Source organism: Pseudescherichia sp. L3, from assembly GCF_024656065.1.
In the GTDB taxonomy this organism is placed as follows: domain Bacteria; phylum Pseudomonadota; class Gammaproteobacteria; order Enterobacterales; family Enterobacteriaceae; genus Pseudescherichia.
The window spans coordinates 294,595-317,493 of record NZ_JANKYC010000001.1 but is presented as its reverse complement, the minus strand read 5'-3'; the positions used below and the strand labels follow the sequence as shown (position 1 = coordinate 317,493).

The 22,899-nt window shown below is 60.3% G+C and carries 17 protein-coding genes; 6 read left to right on the top strand and 11 right to left on the bottom strand.

Annotation, left to right across the window (positions count from 1 at the left end):
* Positions 1–6 precede the first annotated feature (6 nt).
* From cstA to entC, 6 genes are all read right to left on the bottom strand, one after another.
* On the bottom strand, positions 7–2,112 hold the full coding sequence (gene cstA, locus NR795_RS01565) for a pyruvate/proton symporter CstA (RefSeq protein WP_144813764.1): 2,106 nt from the start codon (positions 2,110–2,112) through the stop codon (positions 7–9).
* Positions 2,113–2,310: 198 nt separating this feature from the next.
* Complete coding sequence (gene entH / locus NR795_RS01560) at positions 2,311–2,724, bottom strand: proofreading thioesterase EntH (RefSeq protein WP_144813767.1); 414 nt, start codon at positions 2,722–2,724, stop codon at positions 2,311–2,313.
* A gap of 2 nt (positions 2,725–2,726) precedes the next feature.
* Entirely contained in the window at positions 2,727–3,482 is a 756-nt protein-coding gene (entA, locus tag NR795_RS01555; RefSeq protein ID WP_257756845.1) for a 2,3-dihydro-2,3-dihydroxybenzoate dehydrogenase EntA, read from the bottom strand.
* The gene (locus tag NR795_RS01550; protein ID WP_257756843.1) at positions 3,482–4,333 is read right to left on the bottom strand and encodes an isochorismatase; all 852 of its coding nucleotides are present in this window, start codon (positions 4,331–4,333) and stop codon (positions 3,482–3,484) included. Before NR795_RS01550 ends, entA begins: the two co-directional genes overlap by 1 nt.
* A gap of 14 nt (positions 4,334–4,347) precedes the next feature.
* Positions 4,348–5,958, bottom strand: coding sequence for a (2,3-dihydroxybenzoyl)adenylate synthase EntE (gene entE / locus NR795_RS01545; protein ID WP_257756841.1), 1,611 nt, complete (start codon positions 5,956–5,958; stop codon positions 4,348–4,350).
* A 9-nt stretch (positions 5,959–5,967) separates the two neighbouring features.
* Entirely contained in the window at positions 5,968–7,143 is a 1,176-nt protein-coding gene (gene entC, locus NR795_RS01540) for an isochorismate synthase EntC (protein ID WP_257756840.1), read from the bottom strand.
* 220 nt (positions 7,144–7,363) lie between these two features.
* On the opposite strand from entC, the gene fepB reads away from it, so the two are divergent.
* Positions 7,364–8,287, top strand: coding sequence for a Fe2+-enterobactin ABC transporter substrate-binding protein (gene fepB, locus NR795_RS01535; protein ID WP_257758260.1), 924 nt, complete (start codon positions 7,364–7,366; stop codon positions 8,285–8,287).
* Here fepB and entS read toward each other — a convergent pair.
* On the bottom strand, positions 8,284–9,522 hold the full coding sequence (gene entS, locus NR795_RS01530; RefSeq protein ID WP_257756839.1) for an enterobactin transporter EntS: 1,239 nt from the start codon (positions 9,520–9,522) through the stop codon (positions 8,284–8,286). The genes fepB and entS overlap by 4 nt on opposite strands.
* A 112-nt stretch (positions 9,523–9,634) precedes the next feature.
* On the opposite strand from entS, the gene fepD reads away from it, so the two are divergent.
* From fepD to fepC, 3 genes are read left to right on the top strand one after another with little or no spacing between them, the layout of a single operon-like run.
* A complete protein-coding gene (gene fepD, locus NR795_RS01525) occupies positions 9,635–10,642 on the top strand; it encodes a Fe(3+)-siderophore ABC transporter permease (protein WP_144813786.1) in 1,008 nt (335 codons plus the stop codon).
* A complete protein-coding gene (fepG, locus tag NR795_RS01520) occupies positions 10,639–11,631 on the top strand; it encodes an iron-enterobactin ABC transporter permease (protein ID WP_374543551.1) in 993 nt (330 codons plus the stop codon). The genes fepD and fepG overlap by 4 nt, the downstream gene beginning before the upstream one ends.
* A complete protein-coding gene (gene fepC / locus NR795_RS01515; RefSeq protein ID WP_144813790.1) occupies positions 11,628–12,428 on the top strand; it encodes an iron-enterobactin ABC transporter ATP-binding protein in 801 nt (266 codons plus the stop codon). The genes fepG and fepC overlap by 4 nt, the downstream gene beginning before the upstream one ends.
* Before the next feature lie 128 nt (positions 12,429–12,556).
* Here the strand turns inward: fepC and wzz(fepE) are convergent, their stop codons facing one another.
* The 4 genes from wzz(fepE) to fes form a co-directional block, all read right to left on the bottom strand.
* Positions 12,557–13,696, bottom strand: a complete 1,140-nt coding sequence (wzz(fepE), locus tag NR795_RS01510; RefSeq protein ID WP_257756838.1) for an LPS O-antigen length regulator Wzz(fepE) — start codon at positions 13,694–13,696, stop codon at positions 12,557–12,559.
* Positions 13,697–13,834: 138 nt separating this feature from the next.
* On the bottom strand, positions 13,835–17,722 hold the full coding sequence (gene entF / locus NR795_RS01505) for an enterobactin non-ribosomal peptide synthetase EntF (RefSeq protein ID WP_257756837.1): 3,888 nt from the start codon (positions 17,720–17,722) through the stop codon (positions 13,835–13,837).
* Between the two features lie 10 nt (positions 17,723–17,732).
* On the bottom strand, positions 17,733–17,936 hold the full coding sequence (locus NR795_RS01500) for an MbtH family NRPS accessory protein (RefSeq protein WP_144813799.1): 204 nt from the start codon (positions 17,934–17,936) through the stop codon (positions 17,733–17,735).
* A 27-nt stretch (positions 17,937–17,963) separates the two neighbouring features.
* The gene (gene fes / locus NR795_RS01495; RefSeq protein WP_257756836.1) at positions 17,964–19,184 is read right to left on the bottom strand and encodes an enterochelin esterase; all 1,221 of its coding nucleotides are present in this window, start codon (positions 19,182–19,184) and stop codon (positions 17,964–17,966) included.
* Between the two features lie 202 nt (positions 19,185–19,386).
* On the opposite strand from fes, the gene NR795_RS01490 reads away from it, so the two are divergent.
* A complete protein-coding gene (locus NR795_RS01490) occupies positions 19,387–21,609 on the top strand; it encodes a TonB-dependent siderophore receptor (RefSeq protein ID WP_257756834.1) in 2,223 nt (740 codons plus the stop codon).
* A 353-nt stretch (positions 21,610–21,962) separates the two neighbouring features.
* Positions 21,963–22,841, top strand: a complete 879-nt coding sequence (locus NR795_RS01485) for a winged helix-turn-helix domain-containing protein (protein ID WP_257756832.1) — start codon at positions 21,963–21,965, stop codon at positions 22,839–22,841.
* The last annotated feature ends 58 nt before the right edge of the window (positions 22,842–22,899 follow it).

The following is a 22,899-nucleotide window of genomic DNA, read 5'->3' as shown; positions in this document are numbered from 1 at the left end:
TTAAACTCAGTGCGCCCGTTTCGCCTGGGCCACAACCTGCTCAGCACTGGCTGGCATCGGCTCGTACGGGGTCTCTTTCGCCGTCGGCTGAGACTCTTTTAGCGCCGCCAGCGCGGTTTTCAGCGAGTAGACCGCCAGCACTACCACAACCACCATAAAGAAGATGGTTAGCCCGGCGTCGAGACGGTTGTTAAACACCAGCTGGCGCAGCTGCGACTCGGTGTACTGGGCCGGAATACTCCCGCTGTCGATCATGCCCTGGAAGCGGTTAGCGATCGCCAGGAAGCCCACTTTTACGTCCGGGCTAAAGGCTTTCTGCCAGCCTGCGGTCAGGGTACAGATCAGCAGCCATGCGGTAGGCACGAGGGCGACCCATGCGAAGCGCTGGCGTTTCATCTTGAACAGCACCACTGCGCAGAGCATCAGCGCCATCCCGGCCAGCATCTGGTTGGCGATACCAAACAGCGGCCAGAGAGTGTTGATGCCACCGAGCGGATCCACCACTCCCTGATGGAGGAAGTAGCCCCATGCCAGCACGCAGAGCGCCGTTGCCAGCAGGTTAGCGGGCAGCGAGTCGGTACGCTTCAGCCCCGGGCTTATCACCCCCAGCAGATCCTGCAGCATAAAGCGCGCCGCACGGGTGCCCGCATCCACCGCCGTGAGGATAAACAGCGCCTCGAACAAGATGGCAAAGTGGTACCAGAACGAGACGTCCATCAGCCCACCCAGCGCGCCGTGGAGAATATAGGCCATCCCTACCGCCAGGGTCGGTGCCCCGCCCGCACGAGAGATAATGGTCTGCTCGCCCACCTCGTTAGCAATCTGGTTGAGGGTGTCCGGCGTAATGCTGAAGCCCCAGCCGCTCACCACCTGCGCCGCCGAGGCGACCACGTCCGCCGTACCGGCAGGCGCCAGCACCGCCATCGGGCTGTTCATCGCGAAGTAGACGCCCGGATCGATAATGCAGGCGGAGACCAGGGCCATAATCGCCACGAAGGACTCCATCAGCATTCCGCCGTAGCCAATCAGGCAGGCCTGGCCCTCATTGGCCAGCATCTTCGGCGTGGTGCCGGAGGAGATCAGGGCATGGAAGCCCGACACCGCCCCGCAGGCGATGGTGATAAACAGGAACGGGAAGAGGTTACCGGTCCACACCGGGCCGGTGCCGTCGACAAATTTGGTCAGCGCGGGCATGGTCAACGTTGGACGCATGATCAGGATACCAATCGCCAGGCCAATAATGGTGCCGATTTTCAGGAAGGTAGAGAGATAGTCACGCGGGGCCAGCAGCAGCCACACCGGCAGCACCGCCGCGATAAAGCCGTAGCCCACCAGCATCCAGGTCAGCTGCACGCCGGTAAAGTCGAACATCGGTGCCCAGGTTGGGCTTTCCGCCACCCAGCCGCCGGAGATGATAGCGAAAATCAGCAGCACGAGGCCAATCACCGAGACTTCACCAATGCGTCCGGGACGCAGATAGCGAATGTAGATCCCCATAAAGATCGCCAGCGGAATGGTGAAGGCCACGGTGTAAGTACCCCACGGGCTGTGGGTCAGGGCCTTGACCACGATCATCGCCAGCACGGCCAGGATGATCACCATGATCATAAAGCAGGCCACCAGGGCGATCACGCCCGCCGTCGGTCCCATCTCCTCTTTCACCAGCTCCCCCAGCGAACGGCCGTCGCGGCGGGTGGAGACGAAGAGCACCATAAAATCCTGCACTGCCCCAGCGAGCACCACCCCGGCGAGGATCCAGATCATCCCCGGCAGGTAGCCCATCTGCGCCGCCAGCACCGGTCCCACCAGCGGCCCCGCTCCGGCAATCGCCGCAAAGTGGTGACCAAACAGCACCTTCTTATCCGTGGGAACGTAATCCAGCCCGTCGTTATGGCGTACGGCGGGTGTCATGCGGGTCGGATCCACCGCCAGCACGTTGCGGGCGATGTACTGCCCATAAAAGCGATAGGCGATCAGATAGATACAGACGGCTGCCACTACAATCCATAAGGCGTTAATCTGTTCACCCCGATTAAGTGCGATATAGCCGAGGGCAAAAGCTCCTACTACCGCGAGTAATGCCCAAATAAGGTATTTCCCTGAGTTTTGCATAGTCGTTTTCCGTTGGCTGAGGCAGGAAGATGTTACATTTTGTTTCTAGATCAGGCGGCGGGTTTTAACAATGTTGTTACGTCAGAAAGCAGAGGGGCAACCGGTTATTTACAACACTCTGTAATGGAGATCACTTATGCGGGATGAAACGTGAGGGAAGTTGTAGGCCGGGCAAACGCGGTGCCGCCCGGCAATACCTTAGCCTAAGACCGCGGTGCTCAGACGACAGGTGCAGCACCGTCTGCCCTGCTCGTCAAAAACCGCAATCTCCCAGCTCTGGCTCTGACGGCTGAGGTGCAGCGGCTGGCAGACGCCGCGCACTTTCCCCTGCGATACCGGACGGTGGTGGGTGGCGTTCAGCTCGGTGCCGACCACGCACTGACCGTCGCGGGTCATCAGGTAACCCGCCATTGAGCCAAGCGTTTCGGCCAGCGCCGCCGAGGCGCCACCGTGCAGCAGGCCAAACGGCTGATGGGTGCGGGCGTCGACGGGCATCTCCGCCTCCAGCAGGTCGTCGTCCAGCCGGGTATAGACAATCCCCAAATGGGCGACCAGGGTGTTGCTGCTGGTGGCATTGAGTTCAGCAAGGGTGAGATGACGTTTCCAGATCACGATCAGGCCCCCAGCGTCGAGCCGCCGTCCACCACGATGTCCTGTAGCGTGATATGGCTGGCGAGATCGGAAGCGAGAAACAGAATGGTATTGGCGATCTCCTGCGGGCGGGCAATTTTGCCCAGAGGGATCCCCAGCTTGAACTGCTCACCAAAGCCGCGAATGCGCTGCTGCTCGGCGTCCGGGCGGGTCCACAGCGTGCGCTGCATATCGGTGTCGGTAGAGCCCGGCGAGACAATGTTACACCGCACGCCGCTGGTGGACAGCTCCAGCCCTACGGTCAGGGCCAGGCTCTTCAGCGCCGCCTTCGAGGCTCCGTAGGCGCTCATGCCGATACGCGGCGTGTGGGCAGCATCAGAGGCGACGGTGACAATCGCCCCGCCCCGCTGGGTGCGGAACTGGGCCATGGTCTGCTGGAAAAGGTTAAACGCGCCGCCGACGTTAACCGCCAGCGTCTGCTGCCAGTCGTCAAGCGACAGCTGGTCGGTTGCCCCCATGCGGAGGATCCCCGCCGCGTTCACCAGTACGTCGAGACGGGCCGTGGTTGCCAGCAGGCGCTGGCACACCGCCGCCACCTGGTCGGCGTTGGCGATATCCAGCGTTTCACAGGCGAAGGGATAGGTAGCGTGGGTAAAGTCACGATCGAAGCCTGTAACCAGTGCCCCCGCCTCGGCAAAGGCCAGCGCCGTTGCGTAGCCGATGCCCTTCCCCGCCCCGGTAACCCACACCGTCTTGCCGCTAAAATCCAGCCCGGCCACTATTTCACCTCACGGGAGAGCAGCGCCCACCAGGCATCAATGGTGGGATTTTTCGCCAGCATGACAAAATCGATATCGCCATAGACCTTGCGCCAGCGCGCGGCCAGGGCCATCATCCGCACCGAATCGAGGCCGTAGTCAATCAGGTTCTCATCATCCATCGGCTCGTCGGACTCATCGAGCAGGGGCAGCACCACGGCACGCAGCGCCGCCTTGCTGACCGGCACCGGGAGCAGATCCTCGGTCATCACTACCCGTCCGGAACGTCCGGCCACGTAGTTAAGCGCCATCAGGTGCTCGTCGCGGCTAAAGTCCGCCAGCGCGTCGGCCACCATAAAGGGCTTGATATCGCGCATAAAGGCATCGGTGGCGGTGGTCATGCAGCCAATATGGGCATAGACGCCAGCGATCAGAAGCTGGTTGCGCCCGCTCTCTTTCAGCATCTGCTCCAGCGGCGAGCGGTGGAAGGCGCTGTAGCGCCACTTCACCAGCACGGAGTCCTCCTCGTCCGGGGCCAGGGCGGCAATGACCTGCTGCTCCTCCGGTTTACGGGTCAGGCCTGGTCCCCACATATCGTTCAGCAGGGCACGATCTTCATCGCTCTGCTCTTTCGGCTGGGCGGTGTAGTAGACCGGGATGTTGTGCTGCTTGCAGAATTCACGCAGGGCGGCGATGTTCGCCACGACCTGGGCCATCATCGGGCAGTTTTCGCCCCAGAAGTTGATGAAATAGTCCTGCATATCATGAATTAACAGCGCGGCGCGCTCAGGCTCGAAGGCCCAGCTAACTTTATTCTGCGGGATCTCGGTGGCCGCAGGCAGCGCGTAGCCGGTTAATTTTGGGATTGCCATACTTCTCTCCTTTGTTACGCCTGGGACCGTTCGGCCAGCCGCAGGCGCAGCTCTTTCTTATCGACCTTGCCGACCGGCGTCAGCGGCAGCGCGTCCACGCACTCCACGCGATCGGGCAGTTTAAATTCGGCAACGCCCTGCTCGCGCAGGAAGCGGCGGATCTCTACGGCGCGCACCGGATGGGATACCACCAGATACGCACAGCTCTTCTCGCCGAGCAGGCTGTCTTCCATGCTCACCAGCGCGGCATGAATAATGGCCGGGTGGCGCAGGAGCAGGTTCTCAACCTCTTCGGCGGCGATCTTCTCGCCCCCACGGTTGATCTGATCCTTCTCGCGCCCCTGAACGGTGATGTAGCCCGCCTCGTCAATCGCGATCAGATCGCCGGAGCAGTAAAAACCGTTCTCGTCGAAGGCGCTGGCGTTGTGCTGCGGGCTATTGAAGTAGCCCCGGAAGGTGTAGGGCCCGCGCGTCATCAGGCGACCTACCTCGCCGCACGGGAGCGGATTGCCGTCGGCGTCCGCTACCCACACTTCGTCATCCGGGCTCATCGGACAGCCCTGGGTATTGTTGATGCGCTCCATGCTGTCATTGAGGCGGGTATAGTTCACCAGCCCCTCGGCCATGCCGAACACCTGCTGAAGCTGGCAGCCTATCTCTGCCGGAATACGCGCGGCGAGGGTGGCGGAGAGCCGCGCACCACCGACTTGCAGCAATGTGAGCGAGGCCAGCTGGGCGTTGCTGCCCCACTCGTGGATCGCCTGCAGCCAGAGGCTAACGGCGGGCGGCACCAGCGCGGTGACGTTGATTTGGTGCTTCTCAATCAGCGGGAAGCAGAGCGTGGCGCTGGGATCGGCGGCCAGCACCACGCAGCCTTCGGCCAGAAAGACGCCGAGCGCACCGGGAGAGCTCAGCGGGTAGTTGTGCGCCGCCGGCAGGGCGCAGAGGTAGCGCGTTCTGTTATCGAAATGGCAGATCTCATTGCTGCGACGAATGCTGTAGTAATAGTCGTTATGGGTGCGCGGGATCAGCTTCGGCGTGCCGGTACTGCCGCCGGAGAGCTGGAAGAACGCCACCTCATCGGCAGGCGTCGGCGCGCTCGCAACGCACTCACCCGGACGGGCAATGGCCGCCTCCAGGGCATGTTCGCCGGGTTCGTTACGCAGCAGCACCACCCGCAGCGAGCTATGCTCCTCGACGAAGCCGTTAAGAAAACCATCGTCGCTAAAGAGGCTATGGTCGCGGTCGGCCACCAGCAGGGCCGGTTTGATCTGCAGCGCGTAGGCGTTTAGCTCGCTGCGTTGATGGCTGAAGAGCGCATTCACCGGCGCGACGCCGATTTTCAACAGGGCAAAGAAGGTGATGTAGAACTCCGCCACGTTGCCGAGCTGCACCAGCGCGGTTTCCCCCGCCCGCAGCCCCTTTGCCTGCAACGAGGCGGCCAGGTTATCCGCCGCCTGGTTCAGCTGGCGATAGCTCAGCTCGCGTTCACCGTCGATCACCGCCAGCGCATCGCTCTGGGCATGGCGGGTCAAAATATCGCTCAGGGGCAGATCCTGCCAGTAGCCTTTCTCGCGGTAGCGCCGGGCAAATTCATCGGGCCAGCGGGTAAAAGGAATTGTCATGATTGCTCCTTAATGCAAACCAAAAACGTTGAGCATGGTGGTGAGTTTTACGCCGGTCTCGCGCCATTCGGCCTCCGGCGACGAGGCCGGAACGATCCCGGCCCCGGCAAACAGGCGGACCTGGTTGTCGTGCAGGCGCGCGCAGCGGATAGTGACGACCCACTCGCCGTTGCCGTCGGCGTCGCACCAGCCGACGATGCCGCCAAACAGCTCGCGGTTAAACGGCTCCAGCTCGGCAATGAGATCTTTTGCTGCCTGATGCGGGAAGCCGCTCAGCGCCGGGGTTGGATGCAGCAGACAGGCCAGCGACAGGGCATTCTCCTCCGCCTGCGCTACCCCTTCGATAGGGGTTGCCAGATGCCAGAGGGTGGGCGTATTTACCAGCTGGGGTGAGTCCGGCAGGGTCAGCTCACGGCTGCGAGGGGCGAGCACGGTTTTCATCGCCTGGGTCACCAGCTCATGCTCGTGGCGATCTTTCTCAGAGGCCAGCAGCTTGTTGCCCGCCTCGCGATCCAGCATGTCATCCGGCTGACGACGGGCAGAGCCGGCCAGCGGCAGGGAACTAAAATGCGCCGCCTCTTTACGCAGCAGCAGCTCCGGGCTGGCCCCCAGCAGCACGCCGCCGTCGGGCAGCGGCACGTGGAAGTTAAAGCTGGCCGGGTTCTGGGCAATCAGCCGCTCCAGCAGCGCCCCGCCGTCTACGCGTTTGTCGGTGGTGATATCGATCAGGCGGGAAAGCACAACCTTATCGACCTGCGGAGTGGCGGTGAGCGCGGCAGCGCGGGCCACCATATCGGTAAAGACCGGATGCTCGGGGATCGCCTTGCGGGTGACCACGCTGAGGGCATTGCCCCCCTGGACGTAGCGTGCGGAGTGCTGCTTCTCGGGACGGGAGAAACGCTCCCAGGCGCGGGGAATAAACAGCGCCGAGGGCTGAGTGGTATCAAACGGAATAGCGCCCACCACAATCGGCCTGGCAATTCCCTGCTTTTTGGCCTCGCTGAACGCCTGAGCCAGCCGCTGCTGGAAGGCGCCGTTGAGATCGTCCCCGCCGTTAGCCGGTTCGCTGATGCGCATAAAACAGCCCGAGGTGCTGAAGCTGCGATACGGCGACATAAAGAAAAATTGGTCTGATGCCAGCGTGTTCACGGTAAGCTGAGTCTCCTCTGCCATTGACAAATCCATATCCCTCTCCGAAACGATAAAGGTAGTAAGAATTATTATCATTTATATTTTGGTCGGTAAGCTAAGAGTTATCCCGGGCGATGTCAACCTCAGAGAGCGCAGTTTTGTGCGGCTAAAAACTTGCATCCGGCGGCGCAATGATGAAAATGAGAAGCATTAGCCGCACAATAACAGGATGCACGCCGTGAGATTCCCCCCGCTTTCGCTTAAGTCCCTGCTCATGCTGGGCCTTTTTGTTTTAGGATTTTCTGTAGCCCACGCCGCCGACTGGCCGCGCCAGATCGCTGACAGCCGGGGCGTTCATACCCTCGATCATAAACCTCTGCGCATTGTCTCAACCAGCGTCACTCTCACCGGCTCGCTGCTGGCGATTGACGCCCCGGTGGTGGCCAGCGGCGCAACCGCGCCAAATAACCGCGTTGCCGACGAGAACGGTTTTCTGCGTCAGTGGGGCGAGATCGCTAAGCAGCGCAAGCTTGCCCGGCTCTATATTGGTGAGCCGAATGCGGAGGCGGTCGCCGCCCAGATGCCGGATCTGATCCTCATCAGCGCCACCGGAGGCGACTCAGCGCTGGCACTTTACGATCAGCTCTCCGCTATTGCCCCGACGCTGATCATCAATTACGACGATAAGAGCTGGCAGACGCTGCTCACCCAGCTCGGGGAGATCACCGGTCAGGAGCAGCAGGCCAAAGCCCGCATTAGCGATTTTAATCAGCAGCTGGCGAAGGTGAAGCAGCAGATGACGCTGACGCCGCAGCCGGTCAGCGCCCTGGTCTATAACCCGGCGGCGCACAGTGCCAACCTGTGGACCGCGGACTCGGCCCAGGGGCAGCTGCTCTCGCAGCTGGGCTTTACCCTGGCGACGCTGCCTGAAGGACTACACGCCAGCCAGAGTCAGGGCAAGCGGCACGATATCATCCAGCTGGGCGGGGAGAACCTTGCCGCCGGACTGAATGGCGAAGCGCTGTTCCTCTTCGCAGGTAACGAGAAAGACGCCGAGGCCATCTACGCCAACCCGCTGCTGAGTCATTTGAGTGCGGTTCAGAACAAGCGCGTTTACGCCCTCGGTACCGAGACGTTCCGCCTCGACTACTACAGCGCCACGCTGCTGCTCAAGCGCTTCGCCACACTGTTCAGTTAAGCGTCAACGGGTGGGCTATGGTGGAAACGCCGCAGTTCACCGAGAAGCAGGATCAGTACCGCGCCCGTCACTGCCAGCACCGCCCCGCCGACGCTGGCCGAGGCGGCGGGCGTCATCGCCACGCTCATCCCCCCCAGCAATGCCGCACCAATCGCATCCCCAGTAACGTTCTGCGCCGTCCACAGGCCGTTGATCCTGCCCAGCATCGCCTCCGGCGTCTGGGTTTGCAGCAGCGTGTACTGGAGCAGCGAGCTGATGGCGCTCAGCCAGCCCGCCAGGGCAAGGAACAGCACCCCCAGCGGCCAGACTGGCATCAGGCTAAACAGGGCAATGGCGATAAAAGCACCGAGAGTAGAGAAGAGGATAATCGCCCCAGGGCGCGGACGCTGGACCAGGTTGCCGCTGGTGAGCGCCCCCACGGCGGCCCCGAGCGGCAGGGCCGCGTAGAGGATGCCGATCTCGGCGGCTGACATCTGCCAGTGGATCGCCAGCGCCGGATAGAGCACGCGTACCGCACTGGCCATCGTCAGCAGGCCGCCCAGCAGGGCGATACCGCCGATCAGCGGGCTGCGCAGCAGGAAGCGAAACGCCGCCAGCAGCGACTTCAGGGGATGCTCGCGCGGCTGAGGCGGCGGGGGCAGCTGGGGCAAACGCAGCAGGGTCAGAGTAGTGATAAAGGTTCCCGCCGCCGCCAGGGCATAGTTCCATACCACGCCCCCGGAGGCGAGCAGCAGACCGCCAAGCATCGGTGAGATAACCGATCCCAGCCGCACGGTGAGCATGGTGATCGCCCCGGCCTGCATCAGGTTCTCCCGCCCCACCAGCGCTGGGGTGGCGGCCAGCAGCGCCGTGACGCCCAGCGCACCGAAAAAGCCGTCCCACAGGCCGAGCAGATAGATCGCCAGCAGGGAGGGTTCGGGCAGCGCGGCGTTGAGGCAGAGGCCAATAAAGCCAATACCGCAGGTGCCGCGCGCCAGCAGGATCAGGCGCTTGCGCTCGTAGCGGTCCGCCAGCACGCCGCCGAGCATCAGGCCAACAAACATCGCCCCGCCGGTCAGGGTCACCGCCAGCCCCACCCGCCAGCTGGAGTGGGTCATGGCCTGGATCTGTACCGGCACGGCGACGCCGAGCAGCCCCAGCGACACAATAGAGATAAAACGGGCAATAAAAACAGCGCGAAACGCAGGATGGGTTCTCAACAGGCTGACGTTAATCAGCCAGGATTGTCGGGTCATAACAAAGCCTTAATGCGAACTTTTGATACCAGTTTTTAAGCCGCACATGCTAACATACCGTAATAAGATCGATAACGATAATTACTATCATTATCACATCAGGGACGTTGTTATGTCGCTTTCCGTTAATCCGGCGCGCCCGTGGGCCGTGGGCGGATTATTGCTACTGCTGCTGATAGCAGGCGTGCTCAGCCTGCTGATCGGGGCCAAACCGCTGCCCCTCTCCGTTGTAATGGATGCCCTCTCCGGCACCTGCCAAAGCGCCGACTGCACGATTGTGCTTGATGCCCGCCTGCCGCGCACCCTGGCCGGGCTGCTGGTCGGCGGCGCGCTGGGCCTCGCCGGGGCGCTGATGCAGACCCTGACTCGTAATCCCCTCGCCGATCCCGGCCTGCTCGGCGTTAACGCCGGAGCAAGCTTTGCTATCGTACTCGGCGCGGCGTTGCTGGGCCTCTCCTCCCCCACCGAGCAGCTGGCGCTGGCCTTCTGCGGCGCGCTGGCGGCCTCGCTGGTGGTGGCTTTTACCGGCAGCGCGGGCGGCGGGCAGCTGAGCCCGGTGCGCCTGACGCTGGCGGGCGTTGCGCTGGCGGCGGTGCTGGAGGGGCTCTCCAGTGGGATCTCGCTGCTTAACCCAGACGTCTACGACCAGCTGCGCTTCTGGCAGGCTGGCTCCCTTGACGTGCGTACCTTACAGACGCTGCGTATCGTGCTGGTTCCGGTGCTGATCGCGGGGGCGATTGCCCTTCTGCTCAGCCGGGCGCTAAACAGCCTGAGCCTTGGCAGCGACACCGCCACCGCCCTCGGCAGCAGGGTGGCTCGCACTCAGCTGCTGGGCCTGCTGGCTATCACCGTCCTCTGCGCCAGCGCGACCGCCGTCTCGGGCCCGATCGCTTTTATTGGCCTGATGATGCCGCATATGGCGCGCTGGCTGGTGGGGGCCGACCACCGCTGGTCCCTGCCGGTGACGCTGCTTGCTACCCCTGCCCTGCTGCTGTTTGCCGATATTATTGGCAGAGTGCTCGTACCGGGCGAGCTGCGGGTATCGGTGGTCAGCGCCTTTATCGGCGCGCCGGTGTTAATCTTTCTGGTGCGTCGCCACCGTCGCGGAGGTGCGATGTGATCGCCCCCTCCCGCCGTCTCATTGTTAGCGTTCTCCTGCTGGCCTTCGTCAGCGTGATGATCGCCCTGTGGAGCCTGTGCAGCGGCACGGTACCGCTCTCTCCCGGCCAGGTGCTGGCCGCCTTTACCGGCGATGCGCCGCGCGGCATTGCGCTGGTGGTCAACGAGTGGCGTCTGCCCCGGGTGCTGATGGCGCTCCTCATCGGCGGCGCGCTGGGCGTCAGCGGGGCGATTTTCCAGTCGCTAATGCGTAACCCGCTGGGCAGCCCCGACGTCATGGGTTTCAACACCGGCGCCTGGAGCGGCGTGCTGGTAGCGATGGTGCTGTATGGCCAGGATCTCACGGCTATTGCCTTTGCGGCGATGGCCGGGGGTATCCTCACTTCGCTGGTAGTGTGGGCCCTCGCCTGGCGCAACGGCATTGAGACCTTTCGCCTGATCATTATCGGCATTGGCGTTCGCGCGATGCTGATCGCCTTCAATACCTGGCTGCTGATTAAAGCCTCGCTGGAGACCGCCCTCACCGCCGGGCTATGGAATGCCGGCTCGCTCAACGGCCTGACCTGGGCTAAAACATGGCCTTCCGCGCCGATCCTGCTGCTGATGTTGGTCTGCGCCGCGCTGCTGGTACGGCGGATGCGGCTGCTGGAGATGGGCGATGACACCGCCTGCGCGCTGGGCGTCAGCGTCGAGCGTTCCCGGCTGATGCTGATGCTGGTCGCCGTGGTGCTGACGGCGGCGGCGACCGCTCTCGCTGGCCCGATCTCCTTCGTGGCGCTGGTTGCGCCGCACATTGCCCGGCGCATCAGCGGCACGGCGCGCTGGGGTCTGACTCAGGCGGCGCTCTGCGGTGCGCTGCTGCTGCTGGCTGCCGATCTCTGCGCCCAGCGGCTGTTTATTCCCTATCAGCTTCCGGTCGGCGTGATCACCGTAAGCCTGGGCGGTATCTACCTTATCGTCCTGTTAATCAAGGAGTCCCGCAAAAGATGACCGATTTAACAGCCCGTCTGCGCGGCGACAGCTTAACGCTTGGCTACGGTAAAAAAGTGGTGGCGGATAATCTCTCCGTGGCCATTCCCGATGGCCACTTTACTGCCATCATTGGCCCCAACGGCTGCGGCAAATCGACCCTGCTGCGTACCCTGAGCCGCCTGATGACGCCCACCCAGGGGCATGTCTACCTTGATGGCGAGCAGATCCAGCGCTTCAACAGTAAAGAGGTCGCACGACGCATCGGCCTGCTGGCGCAGAACGCCACCACGCCGGGCGATATTACGGTGCAGGAGCTGGTCTCCCGCGGCCGCTATCCGCACCAGCCGCTGTTTACCCGCTGGCGACAGGAGGACGATCGCGCCGTGCAGCGGGCGATGCAGGCCACCGGCGTGGCGGATCTGGCTTTACAAAGCGTGGATACGCTCTCTGGCGGCCAGCGCCAGCGGGCGTGGATAGCGATGGTGCTGGCTCAGGAGACGGCGATTATGCTGCTGGATGAGCCCACAACCTGGTTAGATATCAGCTATCAGATTGACGTGCTGGAGCTGCTTAGCGAGCTGAACCGCGAGAAGGGCTACACCCTGGCGGCGGTGCTGCACGACCTGAACCAGGCCTGCCGCTATGCTACCCATCTGATTGCCCTGCGGGATGGAAAAATGGTGGCGCAGGGTGCGCCGAAAGAGATTGTGACGGCAGAGCTGATTGAGGCCGTCTACGGGTTACGCTGTATGATTATCGAGGATCCGGTGGCGCACACGCCGCTGGTGGTGCCGCTGGGGCGTACGGGGATATAAAACGTTTATAGGCCCGGTAAGCGAAGCGCCACCGGGCGTGACTATGCTGATGCGGCAATGCCGGGCGGCTCTGCGTTTGCCCGGCCTACGGTGGGCACGTTGCGGGTTTGTAGGCCCCCATCGGGCATTTATGCCGACTCTAATACCATTTCAGGCGGAACCGGCGGCAGGCTACGTGCCAGCATCGCATTGCGTAGCAGAACGACACCACAGGCAATAATACCCCCCACTAATCCCATCAACACGGTAATAATGGCTTTGCCCTGGCCATCCTTCTTCATTGGCAGCGACGGGGAGAGCTGATATTTGAACGGTGAAAAGGCAATATCTTTTACATTAAGTTTTTGCAATTGCTCAACATGATATTCACGATTGCGTAAATCGGCATTGAGATCGGCAATATCCTTCAGCGATTTTTCAATCCTCAGCTTTTCCTGAATACCATCCGCACCGAGTGTAATAGAGAAGTCCGGATCGTCATTCACAACCTGGCCGTTGCTATATACCGGCTTTTTAATACCCGCAGCGTTAGCCACTTCAAGCGAGTAATTCAGACGCTGGATCTTAATATCACGCTGGTTAGTCAGGCGAACGCGATCGAGATTCAGCTTCTCCTGCTCAAAGCGCGTTTTTAACGCCAGGGTATTACGGATATTATCCGTGGTCTCGTTAACTACTTTTGCCGCGACGTAATCGACATAACCTTCAAGGACTTCTTTTGCATCTTCAGGCGTTGAGGCAGAGAAGCTGAGCGTCCAGGACGTAAAGGGCGCTTCAACGGGACTCTTTGGCGATGCGTTATCAATTATCTTCAGCTTTTCCGTCAGACGGACAACCGCGCGCTGGAACTCTATCGAATCAGCATTCAGATCGGGAAAGTGTGCTTTAACATAGGGCGAGCTACGGAAATACTCTTCTTGCAGAGACTGCGAGCTAAAATTTTTAATAAACTGACCAAAAACATCAACTGGCGTGACCGCTACATCGATGTCCAGTACCTGTAACTCCATCAACGTTTGCTGCAGCGAGCGCCACTGAGTCTGTTCAGCAGGGGTGATAATGGCTTCGCTGGTCCACTTCTGCGGCAGCACAAAAGAAATAAGTAGACCAAGCAGCGCAAATGCTGCGGCTATGACGATAATCTGTTTTTTGGCTGCCCATAACACGTCAAGAAGCGTGAGAAAATCAATTTCGTGAGCATGATGAGGACCAACTGGATAGGAGCGTAACTGCACCTCGTTATCCTGTTTAATATCTAGCGTTGACATCTATAAACTCTACCCTGTTTTGCTACGAAAGCATTATTTACATCCGATGCATCTATAATAGTACCTTATAAGATTAATCTGAACTAACATTTAACTTTGGCTGTTACGCCCACCATATCTGGTAGGCGTGACAGTCTATTAATTAAGCAATCCTGCTAATAGTGGGCCAATAGCGGTAAACGTCGTCGGTGAAATAATATCCACGTGGGCGCACTCCTGCCGATAGATATCCAGCGCAGTTACCCAGGGTGACCAGACCTGCTGAGGATCCATCCCGGCAGGCAGCGTGCGTTCGGCAACAAACAGCGTTGCTTTACCCTCAAACGGCAGGCTACGGGCGGTGGTCAGCAGGCGGACCGCATCGCCATAGTTGCCCTCGATAGCGTTAAACAGCTCTCCTGACGCCTGACCCTGCTGCGCGGCAAGGAATGCCTCCCGCTCGCGATTGATCTCCGCCAATACCTCAGGATCGAGTCCGTTGGCCTCTTTCTCTGCCCAGTTCTGCGTCTCCGGCGGCCAGGTATCCAGCAGCCCAAGGAAAGCTACCGCTTCGCCACGCTGTTGTAGCCGGGCGGCGATCCCGTGCGCCAGCGTGCCGCCGAGAGAGTAACCCAACAGGTAGTACGGACCATGCGGCTGCTGGGCAAGCAGGGTTTGCAGATGGGCGTCACATACCTCATCCAGCGTGGCGGCGGTGGCCATTGGCCCGGCCGGGCGCGGCGACTGAATGCCAACGATCGACCAGCGTGGGCTAAGGTAGCGCGCCAGGACGCTGAACTGCCAGGCAAAGCCGGAGGCCGGGTGGAAGCAGAACAGCGTCGGCCCGTGGCTTTCCCGCAGAGGCAGGATCGTCTCGTAACCCACGTTTTGCAGTCGCCCATCCCCGGCATCGGCCGCCAACAGCGCGGCCAGCTTCGCCACGCTGGAGGCCACCATCACCTGCCCCGGCGTCACCTGACGATTGAACGACTGGCTAAGCCGCGCCGCCAGCCGCATCGCCAGCAGCGAGTGGCCGCCAAGGGCAAAGAAGTCAGCGCTGACGTCTTCGACCTCACAGGCCAGCAGCTCGGCAAACAGCGCGGCGATGGTTAGCTCGGCGTCGGTTTCCGGTGCGCGCCCGCCTGCTGCCACGGCAGGCGTCGGCAGCGGTAACGCCTTGCGATCCAGCTTGCCGTTGGCGCTGAGCGGCAGCGCATCAAGCTGCACCAGCGCGGTAGGCACCATGTGCGGCGGCAGCTGCGCCCTCAGCAGTTCAATCAACGCGGCACTCTCCAGCGGCTGGCCCGAGGTCGACACCAGGTAGCCCACCAGCTGGCGTGCGTCGCCGCCGACCGCAGCCGCCTGGTTTAGCACGCAGGCATGAGTGACCGCCTGGGCTACGTCCGGCAGCGCCTGCATAACAGCGTCGATCTCTCCCAGCTCAATACGCTGCCCGCGAATTTTAAGCTGATCGTCACTGCGCCCCAGGTACTCTACCGCGCCGTTCGCCAGCCAGCGCGCCACGTCGCCGGTGCGGTACATCCGCTCGCCCGGCGCAAAGGGATCGGCAATAAAGCGGCTGGCAGTCAGGTCGGGTCGCCCCAGGTAGCCCTGCGCCAGCTGAATGCCGGTCAAGTAGAGATCCCCCGCCACGCCCGGCGGCAGAGGCTGCATCATGCTGTCGAGAATGCGCAAACCGGTGTTCCACACCGGATAGCCAATCGGCACGCTGGGGCCGCTGACCTCAGCCAACGCCTCGCCATAAGCTGGATACCCGCTGACGTCGACCGCCGCTTCCGTCGGGCCGTAGAGATTATGCAGCGGCGCGCCGGTTAGGCTTTCCCACTCGCGGCAGAGATCCTTTGGCAGCGCTTCACCGCTGCAAAAGACGTTGCGCAGCGTACCACAGCTCTCCTGCGCCCTCTCCGACGTCAGAGAGGCGACGAAAGCGGACAGCATCGAGGGAACAAAGTGGGTGGTGGTTACGCCGTAGCGGGCAAAAAAGGCCTGCAACGCCAGCGGATCGCGGTGCGCATCCGGCTCGGCCATCACTAGCTTCGCCCCGGCAATGAAGGGCCAGAAAAATTCCCACACCGAAACGTCAAAGCTGCACGGTGTCTTTTGCGCCACCACGTCCTCCGCAGTCAGCGGATAGGTCGCCTGCATCCACAGCAGGCGGTTGACGATGGCCGTTTGCCCCACCATCACCCCTTTCGGGCGGCCCGTCGAGCCGGAGGTAAAGATGATATAGGCGGTGTGTTCAGGCATTGAGAGCGCCAGCGCGGGCGCGTTTGTTACCGGCAGCGGCGCGCTGTAGCAGAGATAAGCAAGCTGCGGGATCGCGCTAAACCGCGCCAGCTGATCGTCGGCGGTGATTAATAGCCGCGGCTGGGCATCCTCCAGCATCATATGCAGGCGGTCGTCCGGGTAGCCGGTATCCAGCGGCAGCCAGGCGGCACCGGCCTCAACAATGGCGTGCAGGGCCAGCGTCAAGAAAACCGAACGCGGCAGCGCCACGGCGACGCTGTCCCCAGGTCGCACGCCGCGCTGACGAAGCTCTTGGGCCAGGGCGATAACCTGCTCGCGCATCTCTCGGTAGCTGAACTGCCAGCGGGCATCTGCCAGCGCCAGGGCGTCCGGCGTTTTTTCACTCTGGGCCGCCACGAGGGCGCTGAGGGTGGTGGCTGGCAGGTTTACTGCCGTGTCATTGATACGGTCAATCTTCTCCTGCTCCGCTGGCAGGATCAGCGCCGCCTCGCCGCAGCGCAGGGTGGGATTATCAGCAAACTGGCGCAGCAGTGCGTCCAGCCTGGCGGCATGGGTGCTTAACTCAGCCGCGTCGTAGCGCTGGCGATTAGCGAGGATCTCCACGGCAAGACCGCCCATCTCGTCCGGAATGAGCGCGATCTCCAGGTCGTTAACCGGCCCGGTGGCCAGGGTATGGGTGGTCCCCGCCGTTCCGTCAATGTCCAGCTGGTAATCAAACATCTTCACGTTGAATACCGGGCCAAACAGGGCGCGGTCGCCCGTTGCGTGCCCGCTGTCGCGCACGATCTGCTCGGCGTCATAGCGCTGGTGGCGGCGCATCTTTTTTAGCCGGGCAGCAAGCTTCTGCGCCAGCGCGGCGAGGGTCTCCGCCGGGTCGACGTTCACCGCCAGCGGCAGGACGTTGAGCACCGGGCCGGTGGCGCAGAGCGCCGCAGAGCCCATCCGGCGCATAAAGATAAACCCGGCGGCATAGTCCATGCGTCCGCACAGGCGGGCCAGCCAGAGGGAGACCAGCGCCAGAGCAAGATCCGCTGGCTGGCAGCTGCCGTTCTGTGCCGCAAGGCGGGAAAACGCCTGGGTGTCGAGAGTCAGCTTCAGGCGAACAATGTCGGCGGTTGCGGCGCGCCCCGGCAGCGGGCTGGCAGAGAGCGATATCGGCGGCGGTAGACTCTGGCTTACCTCGCGCCAGTAAGCGGCGTCCCGGTGCCAGCTCTCGCTGTCGCGGTAGCGCTGATACTCCTCGACCACCTCGGCAAAGGGGGTAAAGGGCGATGCCGGGGTGGGTTCGCCGTGACGCCACGCGGTATAGATGGCGGCGATATGGCGGGTAATGGCCGGGAAGCTGAAGCCATCCACCAGCAAGTGATGATAGCGCTGATACCAGTACCAGCGCTGCTCCCCGAGACGCAGCAGCGCATGATGAACCAGCGGCTGCCCGCCGTCGACGCGCAGATTTTGGGCCAGATCGCCCTGCATAACGGCCAGCGCCGCCGCGTGGGGATCGGTGCTGTCACGCAGATCGTAGACAGCAGGCGGCATCAGCGGCATGGACGCATCGATCCACTGGAATACCTCTCCGCCATCCTCGACAAAGCGGCTACGCAGGGTGTCGGCGTGGCTCATGCCGGTGACAATGGCCTCAGCGAACAGACCCTCCTCCAGCTCGCCGTCATGAATAGCCACATAGTGGGCCACGCTCCAGGCGTTAGGTAATGTAGAGAGCGTTTCCGCCATCCAGATCCCGGTCTGGGCCGCGACCAGCGGCAGACGTTTCGACATAGGGTGCTCCTTAACGCGCATGATACGCAGGGGTGAGGTTCTGCCACTGCTCCGCCAGCCAGGCGTGACACACTGACGACGGCTGCGGGTCGGCAACCACGTGCCAGCCCTGCGGCAGGGCGCACTGCTGCGGCCACAGGCTATAGCGCTGCTGCGCGTTTTGCAGAATGTAAAACTGACCCTCTGGATCGTCGAAGGGATTACTGAACTCCATACCACACTCCTGTCGTGGAAAAATGCTTTACGGCGCAGCCTGAAGCAGCGGCTGCCAGAGCGTCATGAGCCCTGCGGTTAGCCCGCCGCGCCAGCACAGCGCGTCGTGTCCGCCGTCGGTGGGCCGCCAGAAGAGCACCGCCGCCGTCGGCTGTAAAAGGGAATAGAGCGTCTGGTTAACGCGGAAAATGAGCGGTTCACGGGTTCCCGCCTCCAGCACGATACGTAGATCCTGCGGCTGAAGCGCGCCGGTTTTTAGCTGCTCGATCATCACGCCATCCTGCTGCGCACCGCGATACGGCCACCAGTAGGAGCCGGACTGGCTCAGCACGCAGCCGAAGCGCTTTGGCCAGTTCAAACCGGCATAGAGCGAGGCCAGACCGCCAAAGCTCTGCCCGGCCACCACCGTGCGCGACGCCTCATCGCTGAACGGGGCCAGGGCCTTAACCTGCGGCAGCAGCTCCTCCTGTAACGCCTGCCAGAAGTCTGGGTTGCAGGGCAGCTCGCGGCCGCGCTGGGTGGTATCGATCGCGTCAACCAGCACGTACACGGCGGCTGGCAGCTTGCCATCCTGCGTTAGCGCAGCAAGAGCGGGCCAAACGGGCATGCTCTCGGCCCAGAATTGACCGTCCAGCAGCACCGCCAGCGGACGCTCGGTGACGTTCTCATCGCCGGTGGTGTAGATCCAGACCCGGCGTTTGTTGCCTAGCCGGCGGCTTCGCCAGGAAATGCAGGCTGCGGGCGTATAAGGGGTATCCTGCGGCGCATGCCAGCCCGGCTGCTCTGGCGCATCGGGCATCTCCAGGGCCGACACCGGATGACCGCGCCCGCCCCGCCACGACAGCGGATTGAGCGGATCGGCAACGGCGTGGGCCAGCAATCTGCGCCAGCCTTCGCGCAGGGCGATGCGATCCGGCACCTCGGTGCTGAACGCCGACTCGGCAAAGTCCTGTGCGTTTTTGGAGGGGATTAAGCAGTAGCTGCCGCGCCACTGAGCGTTAAGCGTGGTTTGCCAGAACCAGACGTCAGTACCGGGAATACGGCTCAGGGACTGCGGTCTGGCGTTTTGGTGATGATCGGTAACGCCGGTGATGTAGATCCACACATGCTGGATAGAAGACGTGGCTTCCGACCCCGCCGGATCGCGCCACCAGAAGGTGACCTGACATCGGTCATCACCCTCGCGGAACCACTCAGGCCCGTGTTTTGACTCCCACCAGGCATCGCTGCCCGTCGCTCGCATCGTCACCCTAATTAACCCCGTCGTTATTGCGGCATTTTTTCAAATGTAAGAAAATTTATTGATAATATTATTGATAACTATTTGCATTTGCAATAGCGTATTGGCGCGCTGTGGGAAGCGCGTCTTTCACATAATCATGCCATTAACCGCGTGCGTGCAGGGAACCAGGACGCGTTAGCGGTCGTCTGGCGACAAAACGGATAACACAATGAATAACAAGATTAAGTCCCTGACCTTATTGGTCAATCTGGGCATTTACGGGGTAGCGCTACCGCTTCATGCAGAGGAGCCGCCTGCTGGGGATGACACTATCGTTGTTACCGCTGCCGAGCAGAATCTTCAGGCTCCCGGCGTCTCGACCATCACTGCCGATGAGATCCGCAAAAATCCGCCTGCCCGTGACGTCGCTGAAATTATTCGTACCATGCCAGGGGTAAACCTCACCGGTAACTCTACCAGCGGCCAGCGCGGCAACAGCCGTCAGATCGATATTCGCGGCATGGGTCCGGAAAACACGCTGATCCTGATTGATGGTAAACCTGTCACCAGCCGCAACTCGGTACGTCTGGGCTGGCGCGGCGAGCGTGATACCCGTGGCGATACCAGCTGGGTACCGCCGGAGATGATCGAGCGTATCGAAGTGATCCGTGGCCCGGCGGCGGCACGCTACGGCAACGGCGCGGCGGGCGGCGTGGTCAACATCATCACTAAGCAGTCGAAAAACGAGTGGCATGGGGCATGGGATACCTACCTCAACGCGCCAGAGCACAAATCCGAAGGTTCAACCAAGCGCACTAACTTTAACCTGACCGGTCCGTTGGGGGGTGATTTCAGCTTCCGCCTCTATGGCAACCTGGAAAAAACGCAGGCCGACGCCTGGGATATCAATAAAGGCCATGAATCCTTACGCACCGGCAGCTACGCCGGTACCATGCCGGCTGGGCGCGAGGGGGTGAAAAACAAAGATGTGAACGGTCAGCTGCGCTGGGATTTTGCCCCCATGAACTCGCTGGAGCTGGAGGCGGGCTACAGCCGTCAGGGCAACCTCTACGCGGGCGATACTCAAAATACCAACACCAACGCGCTGGTGAAAAAGAATTACGGTAAAGAGACCAACCGTCTCTATCGCCAAAACTACGCTTTGACCTGGAACGGCGGCTGGGATAACGGCGTCACCACCACCACCTACGCGCAGTACGAGCACACCCGAAACACGCGGAATAACGAAGGTCTGGCCGGTGGCACCGAAGGGATCTTCTCCGACGAGAACTTCTCTAATATCGACCTTGCCGACGTGCTGCTGCATAGCGAAGTCAACCTGCCGCTGGATCTGCTGGTCAACCAGACCCTGACGCTGGGCAGCGAGTGGAATCAGCAGCGCATGAAGGATCTGGCGTCCAACACCCAGTCGCTGACCGAAGGCGGCACCCTCGCCGGGGTTAACCCAACCAACCGCAGCCCCTACTCCCAGGCAGAAATCTTCTCTCTGTTTGCGGAAAACAATATGGAGCTGACCGACAGCACCATGCTGACGCCGGGCCTGCGTTTTGACCATCACACCATCGTGGGCGATAACTGGAGCCCGTCCCTCAACCTCTCCCAGGGGCTGACGGACGACATTACGCTGAAAATGGGCATCGCCCGCGCGTATAAAGCCCCAAGCCTGTATCAAACCAACCCGAACTACATCCTCTACAGCCGCGGCCAGGGCTGCTACGCCAGCGCCGGTGCCTGTTACCTGATGGGCAATGACGATCTGAAAGCAGAGACCAGCATCAATAAAGAGGTCGGCCTGGAGTTCAAGCGCGACGGCTGGCTGGCGGGTGTGACCTGGTTCCGCAACGACTACCGGGACAAGATTGAAGCGGGTTATGCGCCGATTGGCAGAGCATCGAAGGCCACTACGGACGTTTATCAGTGGGAAAACGTGCCTAAGGCGGTAGTAGAAGGACTGGAGGGAACGCTGAACGTACCGGTGACCGACAGCGTAAACTGGACCAACAACCTCACCTACATGCTGCAAAGCAAGAACAAAACCACCGGTGACCGTCTCTCTATCATTCCGGAATACACGCTGAACTCAACGTTGAGCTGGCAGATCCGTCAGGATATCTCCGTGCAGTCCACCTTCACCTGGTACGGCAAGCAGCAGCCGAAGATCTACAACTACAAAGGCAACCGCGCCACGGGCAGCGAAACCGATGAGGTGAGTCCGTACAGCATTGTTGGCCTGAGCGGCACATGGGATGCGACTAAAAACGTCAGCCTGACGGCTGGGGTGGATAACCTCTTCGACAAACGTCAATGGCGTGAGGGCAATGCCCAGACCACGGGCAACGACACGACGAAATCCTATATGTACGGCGCAGGCGCAGCGACCTATAACGAGCCGGGCCGCACCTGGTACATGAGTGTAAATACGCACTTCTAATCAACAACAGTAAGATCTTAAGCGCCTCTTCAGTATGGAGGGGCGCATCATCCCGCCGAATATCACTCTCCCAACGCCTAATAATAGACACGATAACTTACAATTTAAGGAAATTCTTAGATTGCCCCTCTATTCCACTTTCGCTAAATTGCCTGAGTAGTAAACATATACAGATCACGTTTTCGCCTTTAAAAAAATCAATTACCCATAAATCACTGCTATTATTGAAGTTATTAAAACACTCGTTTGTTAAATAGTGTTATACAATTGATAAAATCAGTCTTATTAGCAACAACGCTTAAGCACTACTAATGCTTTTCCTTCTTCATTCAACACATAAAATGACTATGCATATGCTCTTAAATAAGTGGCGGCTCGACTCATCGCTCAATGCGTTGGTCCACGTTGAAACAGGTGAAATTCAGCGACTAGGTGAATTTCACTATATTCTTCTGGAAACGCTGGTGAGCCACGCTGGCGACGTTTTATCGCGCAATTTTCTTATCAATACGGTATGGAAAAACCGGGTGGTGGGCAATAACAGCCTGCCGACGGCTATCTATGCCTTACGAGCGGCGTTGGGTGACGACGGCCGCTTACAGGAGATCATAAAAACCGTACCGAAGAAAGGTTATGTTTTTAATAAAGATTTTATTACCTACACTGATGTAACCGCTACAGCAGAAACAGTGCGTCAGGAAGAGAACAGCGCGTTTGCGGCGGCGTTATGTCCCGAGCAGCCCGTGAAAGAGAGGCAAGCCGTTATAAAATCAAAAAAAACTATTTTTATATCAATCATAGTTATCATAGCACTGGTTTTTGTCGTGAAATCATATTCCCATCTTGTCCATATTAATCAAACCATTAAAACGCTCTCTGCCCACACGGGATTGATTGTGAAAGAGGAGACAACGAAGGACTACTCACGCATCCGAATTTATCATCTGCATTCGGGTAATGACCCAGGCCATGAAGCACAGCTGGCGAAACATATGCCTGATGCGCTGAGCTCGATAAATCGGATGCTGCAGGCGAAGCAGATGACGGCTGTTTTCTACTACAGTGAATCGGTCGCTAAATTATCCATTAGCTTTATAGTTCAAGATAATTGCCATAATCAATATCAATTAATGTTGGGCATTCAGAACTGGCAAAATAGCGTAAAAGATTTGAATGATGTTGTTTATCAAGCGACTGAGAAAACTATTAATGAAATTCCTGCATGTAATTAATCCTTTTTTATTTTTAACATTCACCATATTAATAAGTTGCTTCTCGCTATCGGCAGCG

Coding starts and splice junctions, on each gene's coding strand:
- cstA (WP_144813764.1), bottom strand. CDS start 2,112: ATGCAAAACTCAGGGAAATACCTTATTTGGGCATTACTCGCGGTAGTA.
- NR795_RS01550 (WP_257756843.1), bottom strand. CDS start 4,333: ATGGCAATCCCAAAATTAACCGGCTACGCGCTGCCTGCGGCCACCGAG.
- entE (WP_257756841.1), bottom strand. CDS start 5,958: ATGACAATTCCTTTTACCCGCTGGCCCGATGAATTTGCCCGGCGCTAC.
- entC (WP_257756840.1), bottom strand. CDS start 7,143: ATGGATTTGTCAATGGCAGAGGAGACTCAGCTTACCGTGAACACGCTG.
- fepB (WP_257758260.1), top strand. CDS start 7,364: ATGCTGGGCCTTTTTGTTTTAGGATTTTCTGTAGCCCACGCCGCCGAC.
- entS (WP_257756839.1), bottom strand. CDS start 9,522: ATGACCCGACAATCCTGGCTGATTAACGTCAGCCTGTTGAGAACCCAT.
- fepD (WP_144813786.1), top strand. CDS start 9,635: ATGTCGCTTTCCGTTAATCCGGCGCGCCCGTGGGCCGTGGGCGGATTA.
- fepC (WP_144813790.1), top strand. CDS start 11,628: ATGACCGATTTAACAGCCCGTCTGCGCGGCGACAGCTTAACGCTTGGC.
- entF (WP_257756837.1), bottom strand. CDS start 17,722: ATGTCGAAACGTCTGCCGCTGGTCGCGGCCCAGACCGGGATCTGGATG.
- NR795_RS01500 (WP_144813799.1), bottom strand. CDS start 17,936: ATGGAGTTCAGTAATCCCTTCGACGATCCAGAGGGTCAGTTTTACATT.
- NR795_RS01490 (WP_257756834.1), top strand. CDS start 19,387: ATGAATAACAAGATTAAGTCCCTGACCTTATTGGTCAATCTGGGCATT.
- NR795_RS01485 (WP_257756832.1), top strand. CDS start 21,963: ATGCTCTTAAATAAGTGGCGGCTCGACTCATCGCTCAATGCGTTGGTC.